At 40.5% G+C, this 17,296-nt stretch carries 16 protein-coding genes; 4 read left to right on the forward strand and 12 right to left on the reverse strand.

Going from position 1 to position 17,296, the window contains the following annotated elements; all coding sequences use genetic code 11:
• Positions 1-11: 11 nt before the first annotated feature.
• From AAEU30_RS18335 to AAEU30_RS18380, 10 genes are all read right to left on the reverse strand, one after another.
• Entirely contained in the window at positions 12-1,043 is a 1,032-nt protein-coding gene (locus tag AAEU30_RS18335) for an FAD:protein FMN transferase (RefSeq protein ID WP_421961780.1), read from the reverse strand.
• A gap of 97 nt (positions 1,044-1,140) precedes the next feature.
• Positions 1,141-2,370, reverse strand: a complete 1,230-nt coding sequence (nqrF, locus tag AAEU30_RS18340; RefSeq protein WP_421961781.1) for an NADH:ubiquinone reductase (Na(+)-transporting) subunit F — start codon at positions 2,368-2,370, stop codon at positions 1,141-1,143.
• Between the two features lie 19 nt (positions 2,371-2,389).
• On the reverse strand, positions 2,390-2,998 hold the full coding sequence (nqrE, locus tag AAEU30_RS18345) for an NADH:ubiquinone reductase (Na(+)-transporting) subunit E (RefSeq protein ID WP_016708692.1): 609 nt from the start codon (positions 2,996-2,998) through the stop codon (positions 2,390-2,392).
• Between the two features lie 10 nt (positions 2,999-3,008).
• Positions 3,009-3,641, reverse strand: coding sequence for an NADH:ubiquinone reductase (Na(+)-transporting) subunit D (locus AAEU30_RS18350; protein WP_099294880.1), 633 nt, complete (start codon positions 3,639-3,641; stop codon positions 3,009-3,011).
• Positions 3,641-4,390 carry a Na(+)-translocating NADH-quinone reductase subunit C gene (locus AAEU30_RS18355; protein ID WP_290210199.1) on the reverse strand — a complete coding sequence of 250 codons (750 nt, stop codon included), beginning with the start codon at positions 4,388-4,390 and terminating at the stop codon, positions 3,641-3,643. Before AAEU30_RS18355 ends, AAEU30_RS18350 begins: the two co-directional genes overlap by 1 nt.
• Positions 4,383-5,585, reverse strand: coding sequence for an NADH:ubiquinone reductase (Na(+)-transporting) subunit B (locus AAEU30_RS18360; RefSeq protein WP_421961782.1), 1,203 nt, complete (start codon positions 5,583-5,585; stop codon positions 4,383-4,385). The genes AAEU30_RS18355 and AAEU30_RS18360 overlap by 8 nt, the downstream gene beginning before the upstream one ends.
• Before the next feature lie 4 nt (positions 5,586-5,589).
• Positions 5,590-6,933 (reverse strand): Na(+)-translocating NADH-quinone reductase subunit A, encoded by a 1,344-nt coding sequence (locus AAEU30_RS18365; RefSeq protein ID WP_421961783.1) that lies wholly within the window; start codon positions 6,931-6,933, stop codon positions 5,590-5,592.
• 382 nt (positions 6,934-7,315) lie between these two features.
• Positions 7,316-8,509, reverse strand: a complete 1,194-nt coding sequence (gene fabV / locus AAEU30_RS18370) for an enoyl-ACP reductase FabV (protein WP_421961784.1) — start codon at positions 8,507-8,509, stop codon at positions 7,316-7,318.
• Between the two features lie 100 nt (positions 8,510-8,609).
• The gene (locus AAEU30_RS18375) at positions 8,610-8,921 is read right to left on the reverse strand and encodes a BolA family protein (RefSeq protein WP_421961785.1); all 312 of its coding nucleotides are present in this window, start codon (positions 8,919-8,921) and stop codon (positions 8,610-8,612) included.
• A gap of 69 nt (positions 8,922-8,990) precedes the next feature.
• The gene (locus AAEU30_RS18380) at positions 8,991-9,587 is read right to left on the reverse strand and encodes an alpha-ketoglutarate-dependent dioxygenase AlkB family protein (RefSeq protein ID WP_421961786.1); all 597 of its coding nucleotides are present in this window, start codon (positions 9,585-9,587) and stop codon (positions 8,991-8,993) included.
• Positions 9,588-9,630: 43 nt separating this feature from the next.
• Between AAEU30_RS18380 and AAEU30_RS18385 the strand changes: the two genes are divergently transcribed.
• From AAEU30_RS18385 to AAEU30_RS18400, 4 genes are read left to right on the forward strand one after another with little or no spacing between them, the layout of a single operon-like run.
• Positions 9,631-10,779, forward strand: coding sequence for a methyltransferase (locus AAEU30_RS18385; protein WP_421961787.1), 1,149 nt, complete (start codon positions 9,631-9,633; stop codon positions 10,777-10,779).
• A 2-nt stretch (positions 10,780-10,781) separates the two neighbouring features.
• Positions 10,782-11,339: a YajG family lipoprotein gene (locus AAEU30_RS18390; protein ID WP_421961788.1), complete on the forward strand. Its 558-nt coding sequence runs from the start codon at positions 10,782-10,784 to the stop codon at positions 11,337-11,339.
• A 2-nt stretch (positions 11,340-11,341) separates the two neighbouring features.
• On the forward strand, positions 11,342-11,962 hold the full coding sequence (locus AAEU30_RS18395; protein WP_087530992.1) for a peptidylprolyl isomerase: 621 nt from the start codon (positions 11,342-11,344) through the stop codon (positions 11,960-11,962).
• 57 nt (positions 11,963-12,019) lie between these two features.
• A complete protein-coding gene (locus tag AAEU30_RS18400; protein ID WP_421961789.1) occupies positions 12,020-13,405 on the forward strand; it encodes an AmpG family muropeptide MFS transporter in 1,386 nt (461 codons plus the stop codon).
• Positions 13,406-13,464: 59 nt separating this feature from the next.
• On the opposite strand, the gene AAEU30_RS18405 is transcribed toward AAEU30_RS18400, so the two are convergent.
• Together AAEU30_RS18405 and AAEU30_RS18410 are read right to left on the reverse strand one after the other, a co-directional pair.
• Positions 13,465-13,704 (reverse strand): helix-turn-helix domain-containing protein, encoded by a 240-nt coding sequence (locus AAEU30_RS18405; protein WP_058560149.1) that lies wholly within the window; start codon positions 13,702-13,704, stop codon positions 13,465-13,467.
• 508 nt (positions 13,705-14,212) lie between these two features.
• Positions 14,213-17,293, reverse strand: coding sequence for an efflux RND transporter permease subunit (locus AAEU30_RS18410; protein WP_421961790.1), 3,081 nt, complete (start codon positions 17,291-17,293; stop codon positions 14,213-14,215).
• Positions 17,294-17,296 lie beyond the last annotated feature (3 nt).

Consider the following 17,296-nt stretch of genomic DNA (forward strand, 5'->3'; position numbering starts at 1 on the left):
TTTAAACCATGCTACAAATAGGGTTTAAATGCTGGGCTTGAATAAGTCACTAAACCATCCTTCGATTTAGCTATTAGATAGACCGCTAAGTCATTTTTTTCTGCATAGGCTTGAGCTTTATCCATCCCCATAATAGTTAATGCAGTAGCAAGGCCATCAGCTGTCATTGCTGAAGGGTGCAATACGGTAACTGATACTAGATCATGACGACTTGGCATACCGGTAACTGGATCAATTAAGTGGCTGTAAGTCACACCATCCATTTCATAAAATATACGATAATCACCCGATGTCGCCATACCATTATTACCTGGCGCTAAAATATGGTGCACCTTGCGTGTGCCAGGCTCCGCGTCTGGTTGTTCAATCGCTATGCGCCAATCCTGTTCGTTAGGCTTTTTACCTGCAATGCGCAGCTCACCACCAATTTCTACCATATAGTTAGTTAAACCATGGCTTTCTAGTAGCTCGGCAACTTTATCAATACCATAGCCTTTTGCAGTTGATGAAAACGAAAGCTCTAAGCCGTCAATCGTTTTCGCTAACCCCTGCTCAGTTAGTTTTAATTTATCAACGCCAATTTTAGCAATCATGCTAGCTAATGCTTCGTCCGTTGGGCGTTTAGTTGGTTTTTTATCTGGACCAAATCCCCATAAGTCAATCAAGGGTCCCATTGTCACATCAAGCGTTTTAGTTGACTCCCCTAAGCGAATTGATTCGCTCACCACCGCTCTAAAGTCACTGCTAATTGGCATGACTTCACCGGCAGCTAAACGGTTAAATTGGTTGATTTCTGACTCTTTAATATAAGTCGACATTGATAGGTTAATATCTTTTAACAGCTCGGTAATTTCAGGTAGTAAATTCAATGTATCGAGCTTTTCTTGCTTAGCAAATACTTTAATGTGATAAGTAGTGCCCATGGTTTTACCTTCAAGGTAAAGCTCTTTAGGTTCATCACTTTGGCCACAGCCAGATATAAGTAAAGTGAAGGTAAGAAAAAATAAGGCAATTAATGCCTGCGGGTGAAAAACTCTAATCATGGCAGCCTACTTTAAATTTTGAAATAAAAAAGCCTCGTAACAAGTATTGCTACGAGGCTGATATTCTAACCAAAACTAAACTGTTTTGGTATCAGTGTTAGCCACCGAAATCATCTAGTAAGATATTTTCGTCTTCAACACCTAAGTCTTTCAACATTGTGATAACAGCTGCGTTCATCATTGGAGGACCACACATGTAGAACTCACAATCTTCTGGCGCTTCGTGATCTTTAAGATAGTTCTCAAATAACACGTTATGGATAAAGCCAGTGTAGCCTTCCCAGTTATCTTCAGGTTGTGGATCTGAAAGTGCTGTATGCCATACGAAGTTATCATTTTCAGCCGCTAAGCCGTCAAAATCTTCTACGTAGAACATTTCACGTTTAGAACGTGCACCATACCAGAAACTCATCTTACGCTTAGAGTTTAAGCGTTTAAGTTGGTCAAAGATATGTGAACGCATTGGCGCCATACCAGCACCACCACCTACGAATACCATTTCAGCGTCAGTTTCTTTCGCGAAGAATTCACCAAATGGACCAGAGATAGTTACTTTATCACCTTCTTTAAGTGACCAAATGTACGATGACATTTTACCACAAGGCAAGCTTAAATCTCTTGGCGGCGGCGTAGCAATACGCACGTTAAGCATGATGATGCCTTCTTCTTCTGGGTAGTTAGCCATTGAGTAAGCACGAATTGTTTCTTCGTCTACTTTTGACTCCAGTTTGAAGAAACCAAAATGGTTCCAGTCGCCACGGTATTCCTCTGGTACATCGAAATCAGCGTATTTAACGTGGTGCGCTGGGGCTTCAATTTGAATATAACCACCGGCACGGAACGGTACTGACTCGCCATCAGGAATTTGTAGCTTAAGCTCTTTGATGAAGGTTGCTTTGTTATCGTTAGAAATAACTTCACAATCCCACTTTTTAACACCGAAAATTGACTCTTCAAGTTCAATTTCCATGTCGTTTTTAACATTTACCTGACACGCTAAACGACAGCCTTCACGGGCTTCACCTTTAGAGATGTGATCAAGTTCTGTTGGTAAGATATCGCCGCCACCTTCTTTGATGTGAACACGACACTGACCACAAGAGCCACCGCCACCACATGCAGATGATACGAAAATACCTGACTCAGATAGCGCACCTAATAGCTTACTACCTGCTGATGTTTTAATGGCTTTATCTGGATCGCCATTTACGCCGATGATGATGTCACCGCTTGCAACTAACTTAGATTTAGCACCAATGATGACTAAAACTAGTAGTACAACGATAGCGATGAAAACACCAACGCCTAAGAAAATCTCATAACTCATGATTTATCCTCGCTACCTATTAAAGTGAAATACCAGAGAATGACATAAAGCCAAGACCCATCAAACCAACTGTGATGAAGGTAATACCTAAACCACGTAGGCCGTCTGGCACGTCTGAATATTTCATTTTTTCACGAATACCAGCAAGTAATGTAATTGCTAGCGCCCAACCTACACCAGAACCGATACCATAAACCACAGACTCGCCGAAGTTATAGTTACGCTCTACCATGAAAGATACCGCACCAAAGATTGCACAGTTAACTGTGATCAATGGTAGGAAGATACCTAACGCGTTATATAGTGCAGGGAAGAACTTATCTAATGCCATTTCAAGAATTTGTACCAGTGCTGCAATAACACCGATGAAAGTCAAGAAACGTAAGAAGCTAAGGTCTGCTTCAGGGTAGCCAAGCCACTCAAGTGCACCAGGTGCAAGAACCGCATGATAAACCAAGTTGTTAACTGGTACTGAGATACCCAATACCACGATAACTGCCACACCTAGGCCGATAGACGTGGTTACTTTCTTTGATACTGCAAGGAAAGTACACATACCTAGGAAGAAGGCTAGCGCTAAGTTTTCAATGAAAACCGCTTTTACGAATAAACTAATATAATGTTCCATTGTCTGCCCCTTACCCTTTCGCTTCTACTTGGTCTTTCTTATAAGTACGAAGTACCCAAATGAATAAACCAATGATGAAGAAAGCACTAGGTGGTAAAATCAATAGACCCATAGGTTGGTACCAACCACCATCTTGTACAAGAGGGATGATGTCAGCGCCAAACAAAGTACCTTTACCAAATAGCTCACGAATAAAGCCAACAGTCAGTAACACTACAGAGTAACCAAGACCATTACCGATGCCATCAAGGAATGACATGATAGGTGGTGATTTCATTGCGTATGCTTCTGCACGACCCATTACGATACAGTTAGTAATAATTAGACCAACGAATACCGACAGCTCTTTTGCCGTAGCATAAGAGAAGGCCTGTAGCACTTGGTCAACCACGATTACTAGTGATGCAATGATAGTCATTTGCACGATGATACGAACAGATGACGGGATCTGGTTACGGATCATAGAGATAAACAAACTTGAAAACGCCGTTACCAATGTCAATGCGATTGACATGATTAACGCATTTTTTAAGCTTGACGTTACCGCAAGCGCAGAACAAACACCAAGTACTTGTAATGCGATTGGGTTATTTGCGAATACCGGTCCAAATAGAACCGACTTCATTTCTTTAGTATCAGCCATTATTTCAACGCTCCTTCACGTACTCTCGCAAGGAAAGGACCAAAGCCGTTTTCGCCAGTCCAAAAATCAACTGCGTGATCAACACCGTTAGACGTTAAAGTTGCACCAGATAAGCCATCGATTTGATGCTCATTTTTAGCGCCACTTTTTACAATGTTGATTGGTAACTCTTTACCATTCCAACTTGCAGTCCACTGTGGGTTTTGGATTTCGCCACCCAAGCCTGGTGTTTCGTTGTGCTTATAAAAGTTAATATCTTTAACAGTTTCGCCATCGCTTTCAAGTGCTAAGAAGCCATACATTACACCCCAAAGGCCGTAACCTTGGATTGGCAAAATAATTGCATCTGTAGAACCGTCTGCTTTCTTCGAGATATATACAGGTGAGTTATCAGTCATACGCTGGATACCAGCTATATCTTTAACACCTTTCTCTTTTAAAGACTTACTGATGTTCTGGTCGAACTTGCTTTTTTCGAAATCAAATGAGTTAGGATCAACATCCACAAACTCACCAGTTTCCATATTAACAACACGTGCTTCGATTTTTGAGTTAAATGTATCAGAGATATTTTCAACTGCATCGATACCCGCTGCGGCTAAGATATTTTTTTGAATATCTTGCGTTTTGTTAGCTTGCTGTAATGGGCGAAGCTGAACTGAAGCAAACGATACGATGATTGCACACACTAAACATAGTGCAACAACAACGGTTAGCGTTTTGCCGATTGATTCGTTATTACTAGACATTACGTGCCAACCTCCGCTTGATATTAGCCTGCACTACAAAGTGATCGAATAATGGTGCAAATAAGTTAGCAAATAAGATTGCTAGCATCATACCCTCAGGGAATGCAGGGTTGATTACACGGATCATTACTACCATCACACCAATAAGTGCGCCGTATGCGAATTTTGCTTTATCGGTAAATGCAGCAGACACTGGGTCTGTCGCCATAAAGAACATACCAAAAGCAAAACCACCTAATACTAAGTGCCAATGCCAAGGCATTGCAAATACTGGGTTAGTATCAGAACCAATTGCATTTAATAAGAATGCAGTTGCAACCATACCCAAGAACACACCTAGCACGATACGCCAAGAAGCGATACGAACATAGATAAGGAATAAACCACCCACTAACAATGCAAGTGTAGATGTTTCACCTACTGAACCTTGAATGAAACCGTAAAACGCATTCCACCATAGCTCCATGTTGCTAAAGTCTAGTGAACCAACAAACGCTTGACCTAGCATAGTTGCACCAGAGAATGAATCTACTGCTGTCCATACTGTGTCACCTGAAATTTGCGCGGGGTATGCAAAGAATAAAAATGCACGGCCCGCTAATGCAGGGTTTAAGAAGTTACGGCCAGTACCACCAAAGATTTCTTTAGCGATTACTACACCAAACGTGATACCTAACGCTACTTGCCATAAAGGAATCGTTGCAGGAAGGATCAAAGCGAATAACACTGACGTTACGAAGAAACCTTCGTTAACTTCATGCTTACGCACTGAAGCAAATAATACTTCCCAAAAACCACCCACAGCAAAGGTTACTGCGTAGATTGGCAAGAAGAAGCATGCCCCGTAAAACATTTTAGCGCCCCAGCCTGAGTTAGCGGTTAATTCACCACCAAATAACTGGAACAAACCAACTTGCCAAGAGTTTGCTAGTTCAAAACCTTGTGCTAATGCACCGGCGGCCTGATGACCAATATTGAACATACCAAAAAACATGGCTGGGAACGTCGCCATCCACACTAAAATCATCATACGTTTTAGGTCGATGTTGTCACGAACGTGTGTCGCGCCTTTATTTACATAGCCTGGTGTATAAAAAATAGTTGCTGCTGCTTCATACAGGGCATACCACTTTTCATGTTTACCACCGGCTTCAAAATGCGGCTCGATATCTTCTAGAAATTTCTTTAAACCCATCTCTCTAGCCTTCCTTCTCGATCGTAGTCAAGCAATCGCGTAGGATTGAACCATACTCGTATTTACCTGGACAAACGAAGGTACATAACGCTAAATCTTCTTCATCAAGTTCAAGTGCGCCTAATGAGATAGCACCATCTAAATCACGTGAGATTAAGTCACGTAATAAAAGCGTTGGTAAGATATCTAACGGCATAACACGCTCATAGTTACCAATTGGAACCATCGCACGTTTTGAACCACCTGTTGACGTTGTCATTTTAAATAAACGACTTGGCGCAAGGTGAGATAAGAAAGTACGTGTCACTGAGAATTTATCGCTACCTGGACGGATCCAACCAAACAATTCTTTTTCGCGACCTTCAAGTAATACTGATACTTGAACATGGTAACGACCTAAGAAAGCTTGAGGACCTGCAGAAATAGCACCTGCTAGAACAGAACCAGAAATGACACGGTTATCACCGTCTTCTAATTCGCCCGCAACTAAATCATCCAGTGCAGCGCCTAGTTGAGTTTTCACTAAACGAGGATTTTTAACACGTGGACCGGCAAGAGAAATAACACGATCTGTGTTGATTTCACCAGTAAGGAATAAGTGACCAAACGCAATAACGTCTTGGTAACCAATATGCCAAACTTGCTTACTTGCAGATACTGGGTCTAAGTGATGGATATGTGTGCCAACAAGGCCAGCCGGATGTACGCCACCAAACTCATGTACTTCTACTTGAGGGATTGATGAACTAGGTACTTGGCTACCAGCTTGTTTACAAACAAATACTTTACCGTCAGTTAAACGAGATACCACAGCTAAACCCGCTTCGAATGCTTGCGCATTTTCGGCAATAATAACCGCAGGATCTGCAGCTAATGGGTTAGTGTCGATAGCCGTCACAAAAATAGAGCTAGGATTTGCATCCACTGCTGCTACTTTGCTGAATGGGCGAACACGAAGTGCTGTCCATTGACCTGACTGAATTAGTACTTCTTTGGCTTTTTCACGGTCTAAGCTTGAAAGCTCATCGGCCTTGAAAGAGTCAAAGGTGATTTGCTCACTGCCATTTACTTCAATAACGACAGATTGCAGCACACGTTTTGCACCACGATTAATTTCTTTTACTGTACCAGCAGCTGGGGCAGTAAATAATACACCTGGGTTCTTTTTGTCTTCAAAAAGTACCTGGCCTTTTTTAACTTGGTCATCCACACGAACATGCATGGTTGGACGCATACCAATAAACTCTTCACCTAGCACAGCTACACGTTTGACGGCTGAGCCATCATGAATAACTTGCTGAGGTGCGCCCTCTATGGGTAAGTCCAGACCTTTTTTTATGTTGATCATACGCACTTGCACTACATTAACGGAAAGAAACTGAAAAATCGTACCAACCACGTCGCTTTTTGACTATTCAAGCAAATTCAAGATATCAAAGAACTGCCTGTTTAAGATACAAAACAAGCAACGCAGTAAAACTCCTCACATATATTGCCCGAATTTTAACACCAATCAGGGTCACTATGCGAGTGTAAATATGAAATTTATACGACAGGAGCAGTAATTTAGCTCAATAGCTACATTTGAATAAAATTCAATATAGACCAAAGTGTAATTGCCCGCGAGTAAGGATGAAAATTAAACAGAAAATATCCGTAAATAACTCTAACAATATATTCCAGGCAATAAAAAAGTCGCCGAAGCGACTTTTTTTAATTCACGAACAGAATTAGTCAATCATGTTTGCAATGTGTGCGACAGGTTCTACGTCTTGCTCGTAATCAACGCTGTCGATACCAAAACCAAACAAGCGTAAAAACTCATTGTGATAACCCACATAATCGGTTAGCTCATCAATTGTTTCTGTCGTTACGCTATCCCACACCGTTTGAATACGTGCTTGCACATCATCTTCCAACTCTTTGTAGTTTTGGAATAAATGGCCACCGTCATCAAAGCGTGGTGAATCGCCATATAGATTCTCGGTAAATAAACTATGAATTTGCTCAATCGTGCCTTCATAGGTGCCATCTGCTTTCATTACTTTAAATAGTGCAGAAATATAAAGCGGCATAATCGGAATTGCAGAACTTGCTTGTGTTACTACTGCATTAAGTGATGAAACATACGCTTCACCATTTAATGATTTAGTCGACTCTTTAATAGCAACCGTGGCGCGATCTAAGTCTTCTTTTGCTTTACCGATCGTTGCGTGGCCGTATATTGGCCAAGTTAACTCTTTACCAATGTATGTATAAGCACTGGTTTTGAAGTTGTCAGCCAGAACGTCGGCTTCTTTAAGTGCATCAATCCACATTTCCCAATCTTCACCACCCATTACTTTAATGGTGTTATCGATATCTTCTTGGCTTGCTGCTTCTACTGTTATTTCATCAATTTCACGCTTTGACGTATTAAGGTTTTTAGTCGTCACCGCATCGCCAATTGGCTTAAGAGTAGAAGAGTACGTTTCACCGGTGTTTGGATCAGTACGACGAGGAGATGCAAGGCTGTAGATAACTAAATCAACCTTACCTAAATCTGCCTTAATTGTCTCAATCGCTTTTTGTTTGATTTCGTTTGAGAACGCATCACCGTTGATATTTTTAGACCAAAGGCCTGCTTCATCAGCCGCATTTTGAAATGCCGCAGTATTATACCAACCCGCAGATCCTGTTTTACGCTCAGTACCTTCTTTTTCAAAGAAAATACCTAAGGTTTTAGCACCTCCACCAAATGCGGCAGTAATACGCGATGCAAGGCCATAGCCTGTAGACGCACCAATAACTAGTACATTTTTAGGCGCATCTTTTAGCTCGCCTTGTTGTTTTACATAGTTAATTTGTTCTTGTACGTGCTCTGCACAGCCTACTGGGTGGGCGTTAGTACAGATAAATCCGCGAATTTTAGGCTTAATGACCATTGATCATCCTATATCTATCTCAATAAAAATTAGCGCTAGTTTAAAGGCTAATTGTAAAAATACAGGTCTGATCAGTATTCTCTACTCTCAGACCTGGCCGTTAATCTAATTTAGAACCACCCAAACACGTTGGCGAATCTGCAACATTGCCTTCTTGCTCACTAAACTCATCGGGGGTAAAAGTATGAATGGCCAACGCATGAATATGATTCGCCAACTCATCTTTTAATACTTCGTTAATTTGACGGTGACGTTGCAATAAACGTTTACCGCTAAACTCTTCACTAACGACAATAACTTTAAAGTGAGAATCTTCACCACGGCTGTGCATATGGCTTTCGTTAACTACGTTAAGGTGTTTACACGCAATTGCATCTGCAATTTTATTTTGTATTTGTTGTTGCATTGACATAAAAAGGCCGATTCATATCTAATTTATTAATCTACTATAACAAGTTGCCAAGCGCCTTGGCTAACAAAATTAGTGAGTTTGCTTTATATATCTATAGGTTAAACTAATACGCGGGTGAGCCAAGGTAGTTTGCTTAGCTATTGCATGCTGGTAATCACGCTGGCTGTGACCATGCATGACTAAACAACTACCACTGTGTAATTTTAGCTCACTCACTTTATGGCTGGTTTTATGCTTTAACTTTAATGCGCGCTCTGCGCCAAGTGATACACACACTATGGTGGGCTCAGAGCCAAGCTCTATTTCATCATCGCTGTGCCAGCCCATGGTATCGTTCCCATCTCGGTAATAATTAACCAACAAAGAGTTAAAAGGCTGTTGTAAATGGCGCTCTAACCGTTTTCGCATCGCCAATAATACAGTCGGCCAAGGTTCAACAATTAATTTACTCTGCGAATACCCATACTCAATGTCATTATCACTGATAAAACATTGCAGTCGTGGAATAGGTCCTGTTCGACCATACACAGTTGTGATGGGTTGTTGCCAAGGTAAGTTTTGCTGTAAATGATAAAATAAATCGAGGCTTTTTTGCGCACTAAGCGCCCTTCTTTGATAAGAAAAGCCATTTGGTAACTGTTGGGGGTTGGCGTTTGGCCGTTGCATGTTAGAATTTACCTATCATTTGATTACTGATCACTAAACTATTATGACCACGCAAGCACAGCTCGGCGATACATCCTTTACTCTTGAACGTTTTCCGCTAGATCAAAAAAACCGTAGCTTACAAGCTTGGGACTCTGCTGATCAGTACCTTGTTGACTATGTTACTGAACATTACCCTGATTGTCGCTCATTGCTGATTTTTAATGACAGCTTCGGTGCTTTATCTTGTTACTTTAGTAAACAAGGATTAACAGTTTGTTCAGTCAATGATTCTTATATTAGCCATCAAGCAGCCGCTTATAACTTAGCTGAAAACAAAATTGCCACATCAAACTTTAGCCAGTTGGACAGTTTATCTGCACTACCCGAAAACGTAGATTTAGTGCTTATGAAAGTGCCACGCACGCTCGGATTTATGCAATATCAGTTATCAGAACTCAGCGAAGTGCTTGCACCGAGCACTCCCGTTATTGGCGCAGGTAAAACAAAAGATATTCACAATTCGACCATCAAAGCGTTTGAGCATTATATTGGTGAGACCAAAACAAGTTTAGCGGTTAAAAAATCACGCTTAATTATAAGCCAAGCTACCGGAGGCTATAAAGCAGCTGACTTCCCTGTAAACTGGCAACTTGAAGGCACTGACTTTAGCATCAGCAACCATGCGAATGTTTTTTCACGTGACTCACTAGACATCGGTGCGCGGTTCTTTTTTAATTATTTACCACAAACCAGCAAAACAAAGCGCATTATTGATCTAGGCTGTGGTAATGGTGTAGTTGGGTTAATGACATTGTCACGCTGCCCTAATGCTGAAGTGAGCTTTGTTGATGAGTCTTACATGGCGGTTGAGTCAGCACGACTAAACGTTGAACTCAATATGGAAGATAAGTTCGAACAATGTTCATTTATCGAAAACGACTGTTTAACTGGTTTTGAACGAGAGAGTGTTGACATTGTGTTATGCAACCCGCCTTTTCATCAGGCACAAGCTGTCACAGACCATATTGCATGGCAAATGTTTAAACAAGCAAAAGATACCTTAAAAAATGGCGGCGAATTACGTATTATTGGCAACCGTCATCTCGATTATCATGACAAGCTAAAGCGCATGTTTGGCAATTGCCAACTACTTGGCTCAAATAAGAAGTTCGTCGTTTTAAGTGCAACTAAAAATAATGGAATGCTATAGAAATGAAAAACTACATTTTACCTTGTTGTATTTTATTAGCCCTTGGTGGCTGCAGTAGTCACCAACCAAATCAAATGATCTTAAATCCTGTATACCAAGGCGGTAAGATCAGTGCTATTAGCCAAAGCCTTAGTACCAGTGTTATTGATTTACGTGGTGATCCTGCAACACTCAAATTAATTACTTCAGATAAAACAAAAACCATTGCCAGCCAAGGTATAACTGAATCCATTAAAAGCATTTTAGATAGCGCTTTAAGTCGTAATGGTGCCAGTATTTCTAATTTAGCGACCACACGTTTTGAAGTAGACATACATACTTTACAAGCCGTTGTTAGCGAACAAATGCTGACTCATACTAGTAATGCCAAAATAGAGCTAGGAGTGCGAGTCATTCGAAGCTCAAGCAACTTTAGTAAAATTTACCGTGGTAATGCTAATCTTGAAGGCCCGCTTGGTCACGATAGAGCAAAAATAGAAGGTCAGCTGAATAAGTTGACTGAACAATTAATTACCCGCATGGTATCAGACCCTGAATTACTGGCATTTTTAGAAGGTTAAACATGAAACGTCTTTTTATATTCTGCGCATTTTTATTAATTAGCCAAAACTTAATGGCAGCCACAGAAGGCCGCTTTGTACAAAAGAACAATATGTTTCCACGCGTTGAAATAACAACGACAATGGGAAAAATCGTCATTGAAATGGACCGCTCTAAAGCCCCTATCACGGTTAATAACTTTTTGACCTATGTGATGGATGGCAGCTACAAAGGCACTGTATTTCATCGCGTTGAACGTGATATGGAAAACGATCGTGACTTTGTAATTCAAGGCGGTGGCTACGATAAAGACTATGAAGGTGTTTACGAAGGTGACCCTATTTTTAACGAAAGTGGTAATGGCTCTAAAAACGATATGTATAGTATTGCAATGGCTTACCAAGATAGACAACCTCACTCAGGCACCCGCCAGTTCTTTTTTAACATGGATGATAACGACCATTTAAACCCTGGCCGTGAATGGGGCTTCGCAGTATTTGGCACTGTGATGGATGGCTATGAAACACTTGATAAAATAATGCAGGTTGAAACCGGTTTCAACGATAAAATTGGTTATGATTTTGTGCCAAAAACCCCGGTGGTGATTTTAAATATGGCTGTATTAGAACCAACTCCTTTATAAAATTAATGGGGCTGACAAATTCAAGCCCCTTGTATCCCTCTTTGCCATGAAGGCGCTATGAAAAACAACTTATCTATTACTGAATATTTTTCTTACTTTAAAGACAAGCGATTAATTAACGTTTTCATATTTGGTATGAGTAGCGGTTTTCCATGGGTATTAATTGGCTCTGTAATGTCTGCATGGCTAAAAGATGAAGGTTTGAGTCGCAGTATGATAGGCTTATTCGGTATCGTCTTTGGCGCTTATAGTATTAACTTTTTATGGTCACCCTTGGTTGATCGCATCAAACTCCCTCTATTATATAATTGGCTCGGTCAGCGCCGTAGCTGGATCCTCTTTTGCCAAAGCTTTATTTTAATTGGTGTACTGTTATTAGCAGGGCTAAATATAACCGACCACTTAGCAGTCGCAGCTGCATTATGCTTGCTCATAGCAATCGCATCGGCCACCCAAGATATCGCTATTGATGCCTTCAGAATTGATACTCTCGAGGAAAACGAAAGCCATAAAGCCACAGCCGCTGCTGCAATGGCAACTTCAGGTTGGTGGAGCGGTTATGCATTACTGGGCGCAATCCCTTTTTATATGGCGGATATTCCCAGTATTGGTTGGCCGCAAGTATATTATTTTTTAGCTACTTTAATGCTTCTACTGATGAGTTGTGTATTTTGGGCAAAAGAGCCTAAATCAAATCGTGAAGCAGTCCATGCAGAACTTGAGCGTATTTACCAAGCAAAGCTTGTAAGTAACAGCCAACATTCGCAGTCGACCAAAATTGTGGCATGGTTAGCCGTGACGGTGCTAGATCCATTTAGAACTTTTTTTGCCCGTAACGGGGTTAAAACAGCTTTGGCGCTACTTGCCTTTATATTCTTATTTAAAATTGGTGAAGCATTTTTAGCCCGTATGTCGATCGTATTTTATAAAGAGGTCGGTTTTAGCAACACCCAAATAGCGAATTACTCAAAACTTGGCACAGGATTAATTACCATTGTGTTTGCCTTTTTAGGCAGTATTTTTAACCATAAATACGGCATAGTTAAGGGCCTATTTATAAGTGGTGTGGCTATGGCTGCATCAAATCTAATGTTTTCCTGGATAGCCGTTGCAGGTCCGCAAGAGCATTTATATGCTATGGCTATTGTTGTTGATGGTTTTACTCAAGCATGGTCACTCGTGGCGATGGTGGCATTTATATCTATGCTCTGCGACCGAGCTTTTAGTGCGACACACTATGCGCTTTTAGCGTCTTTAGGCAACTTAGGGAGAACTTTGCTTTCGAGTTACAGTGGCGTAGTAATTGATGATTGGTTGGGTGGGAACTGGTCGTTATTCTTTATTTTAACAGCATTAATGGTGTTGCCGTCGTTAGTCTTTTTATATTTAATTCGGCATAAATTGTACGAGCTTGAAAATAATTATCACAACAATATTAAATAAGTAGTGTGTGAAAGCGCTTCCTTGCACTTACATGAAAAACTAATAAAAGAGACTAAAAATCAATCTTCTTTTAATAATCCTAACCCTTCATATGGGTCAACTTCTAACGCATCGCAATAACGTAAAAACTCAATTACGTCTAAACGACGTTCTTGATTTTCAATTTTACCGATAAAAGAGTGCGGCGTACCAAGAACTTGTGCAAGGCTGCGCATTGTGTGACCCTTTTCATGGCGCTTAACTTTAAGCCATTTGGTCAACTTCGAATTCTCTTCCGAAGAAACAGTTTTACCCATCATAAAAAACATCTCCTACTAGATGATTTAAAATTAAACTAATATAAGAGTGAAATTTGCCCGTCTCACTCTTGGATACATTATATACTATAATAACAGTTATAGAGTAAAAACTTAAAACCTTACCTTTTGAAGGCTCCAAGTTTTCTAACTTTGGTTATTGTTAAACCAACAATAAAGTAAACACTCAATTATTCGTTCCTCTTTAATGTATCAAATAATTTATCTAAATAAACCTGTTTTACAATAAATTATTTTTACTTTAAAAATTAGTAGGTTATGATATAAATATGCAGAAATAAAGCGAGGATAAAGAAATATGTTCCGATTACTTTTTTTATTACCCATTATACTTTGTTTAATTTGGTACTTTTTTCTTAAGAAAAATAGAGTCCCAATTAAACAAGGTAAAAAAGGCTTTATATACATTTTAAGCTTTTCAGCCCTAGTGTTAGGTTTTTTTGTTCTAATGATTCAAGTCACTCATCAGTCATAAATGACTTGAATTTAACTAATTGTTGTTTTTTCGCTCACGTAACATTAATAAACATGGGGTTAAAACAAGAGTCAGTACCGTTGCAAAGGTGAGTCCTCCTGCAACAGCCGTAGCAAGCTGCACCCACCATTGAGTCGACGGTGCACCAAAATCGATAGTGCGATTAAATAAATCGATATTGATTTGTAACACCATCGGCATTAATCCTAAAATCGTTGTAACTGTCGTCAGCAATACAGGTCTTAAACGTTGTGCTCCAGTTCTTAAAATTGCATCTTCTATTGCCAGCCCCTGCTTACGTAAAACATTATAAGTATCTATTAATACAATATTATTATTAACAACAATACCCGCTAATGAAATCACCCCAATGCCTGACATAACAATACCAAATGGCTGCTGCAATACTAATAAACCAAGAAATACCCCTACTGTTGAAAATAACACAGCACTGAGGATTAAAAATGCTTGATAAAAGCTATTAAATTGCGTGACTAGGATAATCCCCATTACAAACAGTGCCACTAAGAATGCATTTTTTAAGAAAGCTTCAGACTCATCTTGATCTTCAGTTTCGCCGCGTACCTTTATTTTAACTCTTGGATCTAATCCCTGCTCTTTTAACTGTGTTTGTAATCTTGGTAATGCCTTTGCTAACTGCTCACCAACCTTCATATCAGCGTTAATAGTGACTACGCGATGGGCATCTACCCGACGAATAGTATCAACTTTTGGCGCAGCATTACGCTCAACAAAATGAGTTATGGGTACTTGCCCGTGCATTGTTTTAACACGTAATGTTTCTAAACGCCCTAAATCACGTTTATCATGAGGAAAACGCACTCGAATATCAATTTCATCATCTACATCATCTGGGCGGTACTCACCAAGTTTTAAGCCATTTGTGATCAATTGTACATTTGCCCCGAGCATCGCCGCATCGGCACCAAAGCGTGCAGCATCAGCACGATTAAGCTTTAGTTGCCACTCAATGCCTGGCTTTGATGCGGTGTCGTCAACATTTCTAAAAGCCCCATCATTTTCAATTGCTTGACGGATAACTTTAGCTTGTTGATTTAACACTTCAGGAAATTTCGAACTTAACTCAATACTCAGCGCCTTACCACCACCGGGGCCATTTTCATCTTTGCGCAGTTCAATCTCAACGCCAGCAAAGCTTGCGGTGATCTCATTTACCTGACTAATAATGTCTTCGGCAGGAGCACGCTCATCCCAATCTTTTAGGTTCATTCTGAATGTACCAATCTGGTCTTTACCACCAGTACGGGCATAGAGCGTTTTAATTCCTTGCACATCCAAAATACGCGTTTCGATCTCTTTCATAATCACGTCTTTTTCATAAATAGACAAATCACTGTAAGAGCGCACTTTTATGTTCACGCCATTTGGTTCAACATCAGGGAAAAACTCAACACCTAACTTAGAAGCACCAAAGGCAAAAAACACTACAATAGAGAACGCAATAGCTGCCAACAATGTCCACCAAGGGCTATTTATCGCTCGATTAAGTAATCGGACATAGCGCCCAGAAAACCCTGATAATTGAGTTAAGTCGCCTGATTCAGCTAATGTTAAATCCCTTTTTTGCTGCGCCGTTAATGGTCGTGTTTTACCTATTAAGCCACCAATGGTAGGCACAAACACTAAAGCCATTAATAGTGAGGCAGTTAATGTCGCGATTAATGTAATTGGCAAGTACTTCATAAACTCACCCATCATGCCAGGCCAGAATATCAGCGGTGCAAAGGCAGCTAAGGTGGTTGCCGTTGAAGCGATAATAGGCCATGCCATACGCTCTGCGGCTATTTTATAAGCTTGCTTGCGGGACTTTCCTTCACTCATAGCTCGATCAGCGAATTCAGTAACAACGATGGCACCATCAACCAACATACCAACCGCCATAATAAGTGCGAATAATACGACGATGTTAACAGTTAAACCAAATAGGGATATGACTAAAATGCCCGTTAAAAAAGAGCCAGGTATCGCAATTCCAACTAAGAATGCAGTACGCGCCCCCAGTACAGCCACAATCACAATAACCACCAACAGAACTGCTGATAACACATTGTTTTGTAAATCAGAAAGCATCATTTCAACATCTTTTGACATATCACCGGTGTAATCCACACGGATATGATCTGGCCATATTTTTTGAGCTTGAGTAACGACCTGTTTGACTTTTGCGACTGTGTCGATAATGTTTTCACCAGCACGCTTTTTCACTTCTAACGACACAGCTTGGCGGCCATTGATGCGTGCCATGGAGCTAGGATCTTTATATGCGCGACGAATTTTCGCGACATCCATAAAGCGAACAACTCTATCGCCAACAACTTTAACTGGTTGCTCCATTACATCTTGAATAGTCTCAAATACTGAGGGTATTTTTACTGCAAAACGCCCTTTACCTGTATCCAATGTTCCCGCAGCAACCAAACGATTATTATTAGATAACAACTGAATAATATCGTTTGGTTCTAGTCCATAGGAGATCATCGCAAGTGGATCAACTTCAATTTCGACCATATCTTCACGATCGCCTCCCACATCAACCTCTAATACACTCGAGATACTTTCAAGTTCATCTTTTAAGTTTCGCGCAAGCGTCAATAAACCTCGTTCAGGTGAATCGCCAGAGAGTGTCAGAGTAATTGTCGGCTGCTCATCTTCCATCAGAATTTCATGAACTTCAGGTTCTTCTGATTCAGAAGGCAATTTAGCTTTGGCTAAGCTTACTTTATCACGCACATCGGCGAGCGCCTCTTTGGGGTCCATACCGGCTATAAATTCCAATGTGACAGAGGCATGCCCTTCACTGGCCACGGCCGTCATTTCTTTTACGCCTTCAATTGAGCGTAATTCAATTTCCATTGGCCTAACAAGTAAACGCTCAGCATCTTCGGGGGAGATTCCATCATGAATAATAGAGACATAGATAAACGGAATGGTTACATCAGGGTTCGCTTCTTTAGGAATATTTTGATACGTTACCCAGCCTGAAATTAATAACAGTATGAATATAGATAGTACTGTGCGAGTATGATTGAGCGATGCTTCGATTAAGTTCTTCATCGG

The organism is Pseudoalteromonas mucoides, assembly GCF_049257175.1.
Lineage (GTDB): Bacteria > Pseudomonadota > Gammaproteobacteria > Enterobacterales > Alteromonadaceae > Pseudoalteromonas.

Bases quoted from the DNA above. Each gene is read 5' to 3' on its own strand.
- AAEU30_RS18335 (WP_421961780.1), bottom strand. From the start codon at position 1,043: ATGATTAGAGTTTTTCACCCGCAGGCATTAATTGCCTTATTTTTTCTT.
- nqrF (WP_421961781.1), bottom strand. From the start codon at position 2,370: ATGAGTTATGAGATTTTCTTAGGCGTTGGTGTTTTCATCGCTATCGTT.
- nqrE (WP_016708692.1), bottom strand. From the start codon at position 2,998: ATGGAACATTATATTAGTTTATTCGTAAAAGCGGTTTTCATTGAAAAC.
- AAEU30_RS18350 (WP_099294880.1), bottom strand. From the start codon at position 3,641: ATGGCTGATACTAAAGAAATGAAGTCGGTTCTATTTGGACCGGTATTC.
- AAEU30_RS18355 (WP_290210199.1), bottom strand. From the start codon at position 4,390: ATGTCTAGTAATAACGAATCAATCGGCAAAACGCTAACCGTTGTTGTT.
- AAEU30_RS18360 (WP_421961782.1), bottom strand. From the start codon at position 5,585: ATGGGTTTAAAGAAATTTCTAGAAGATATCGAGCCGCATTTTGAAGCC.
- AAEU30_RS18365 (WP_421961783.1), bottom strand. From the start codon at position 6,933: ATGATCAACATAAAAAAAGGTCTGGACTTACCCATAGAGGGCGCACCT.
- fabV (WP_421961784.1), bottom strand. From the start codon at position 8,509: ATGGTCATTAAGCCTAAAATTCGCGGATTTATCTGTACTAACGCCCAC.
- AAEU30_RS18375 (WP_421961785.1), bottom strand. From the start codon at position 8,921: ATGTCAATGCAACAACAAATACAAAATAAAATTGCAGATGCAATTGCG.
- AAEU30_RS18380 (WP_421961786.1), bottom strand. From the start codon at position 9,587: ATGCAACGGCCAAACGCCAACCCCCAACAGTTACCAAATGGCTTTTCT.
- AAEU30_RS18385 (WP_421961787.1), top strand. From the start codon at position 9,631: ATGACCACGCAAGCACAGCTCGGCGATACATCCTTTACTCTTGAACGT.
- AAEU30_RS18390 (WP_421961788.1), top strand. From the start codon at position 10,782: ATGAAAAACTACATTTTACCTTGTTGTATTTTATTAGCCCTTGGTGGC.
- AAEU30_RS18395 (WP_087530992.1), top strand. From the start codon at position 11,342: ATGAAACGTCTTTTTATATTCTGCGCATTTTTATTAATTAGCCAAAAC.
- AAEU30_RS18400 (WP_421961789.1), top strand. From the start codon at position 12,020: ATGAAAAACAACTTATCTATTACTGAATATTTTTCTTACTTTAAAGAC.
- AAEU30_RS18405 (WP_058560149.1), bottom strand. From the start codon at position 13,704: ATGATGGGTAAAACTGTTTCTTCGGAAGAGAATTCGAAGTTGACCAAA.
- AAEU30_RS18410 (WP_421961790.1), bottom strand. From the start codon at position 17,293: ATGAAGAACTTAATCGAAGCATCGCTCAATCATACTCGCACAGTACTA.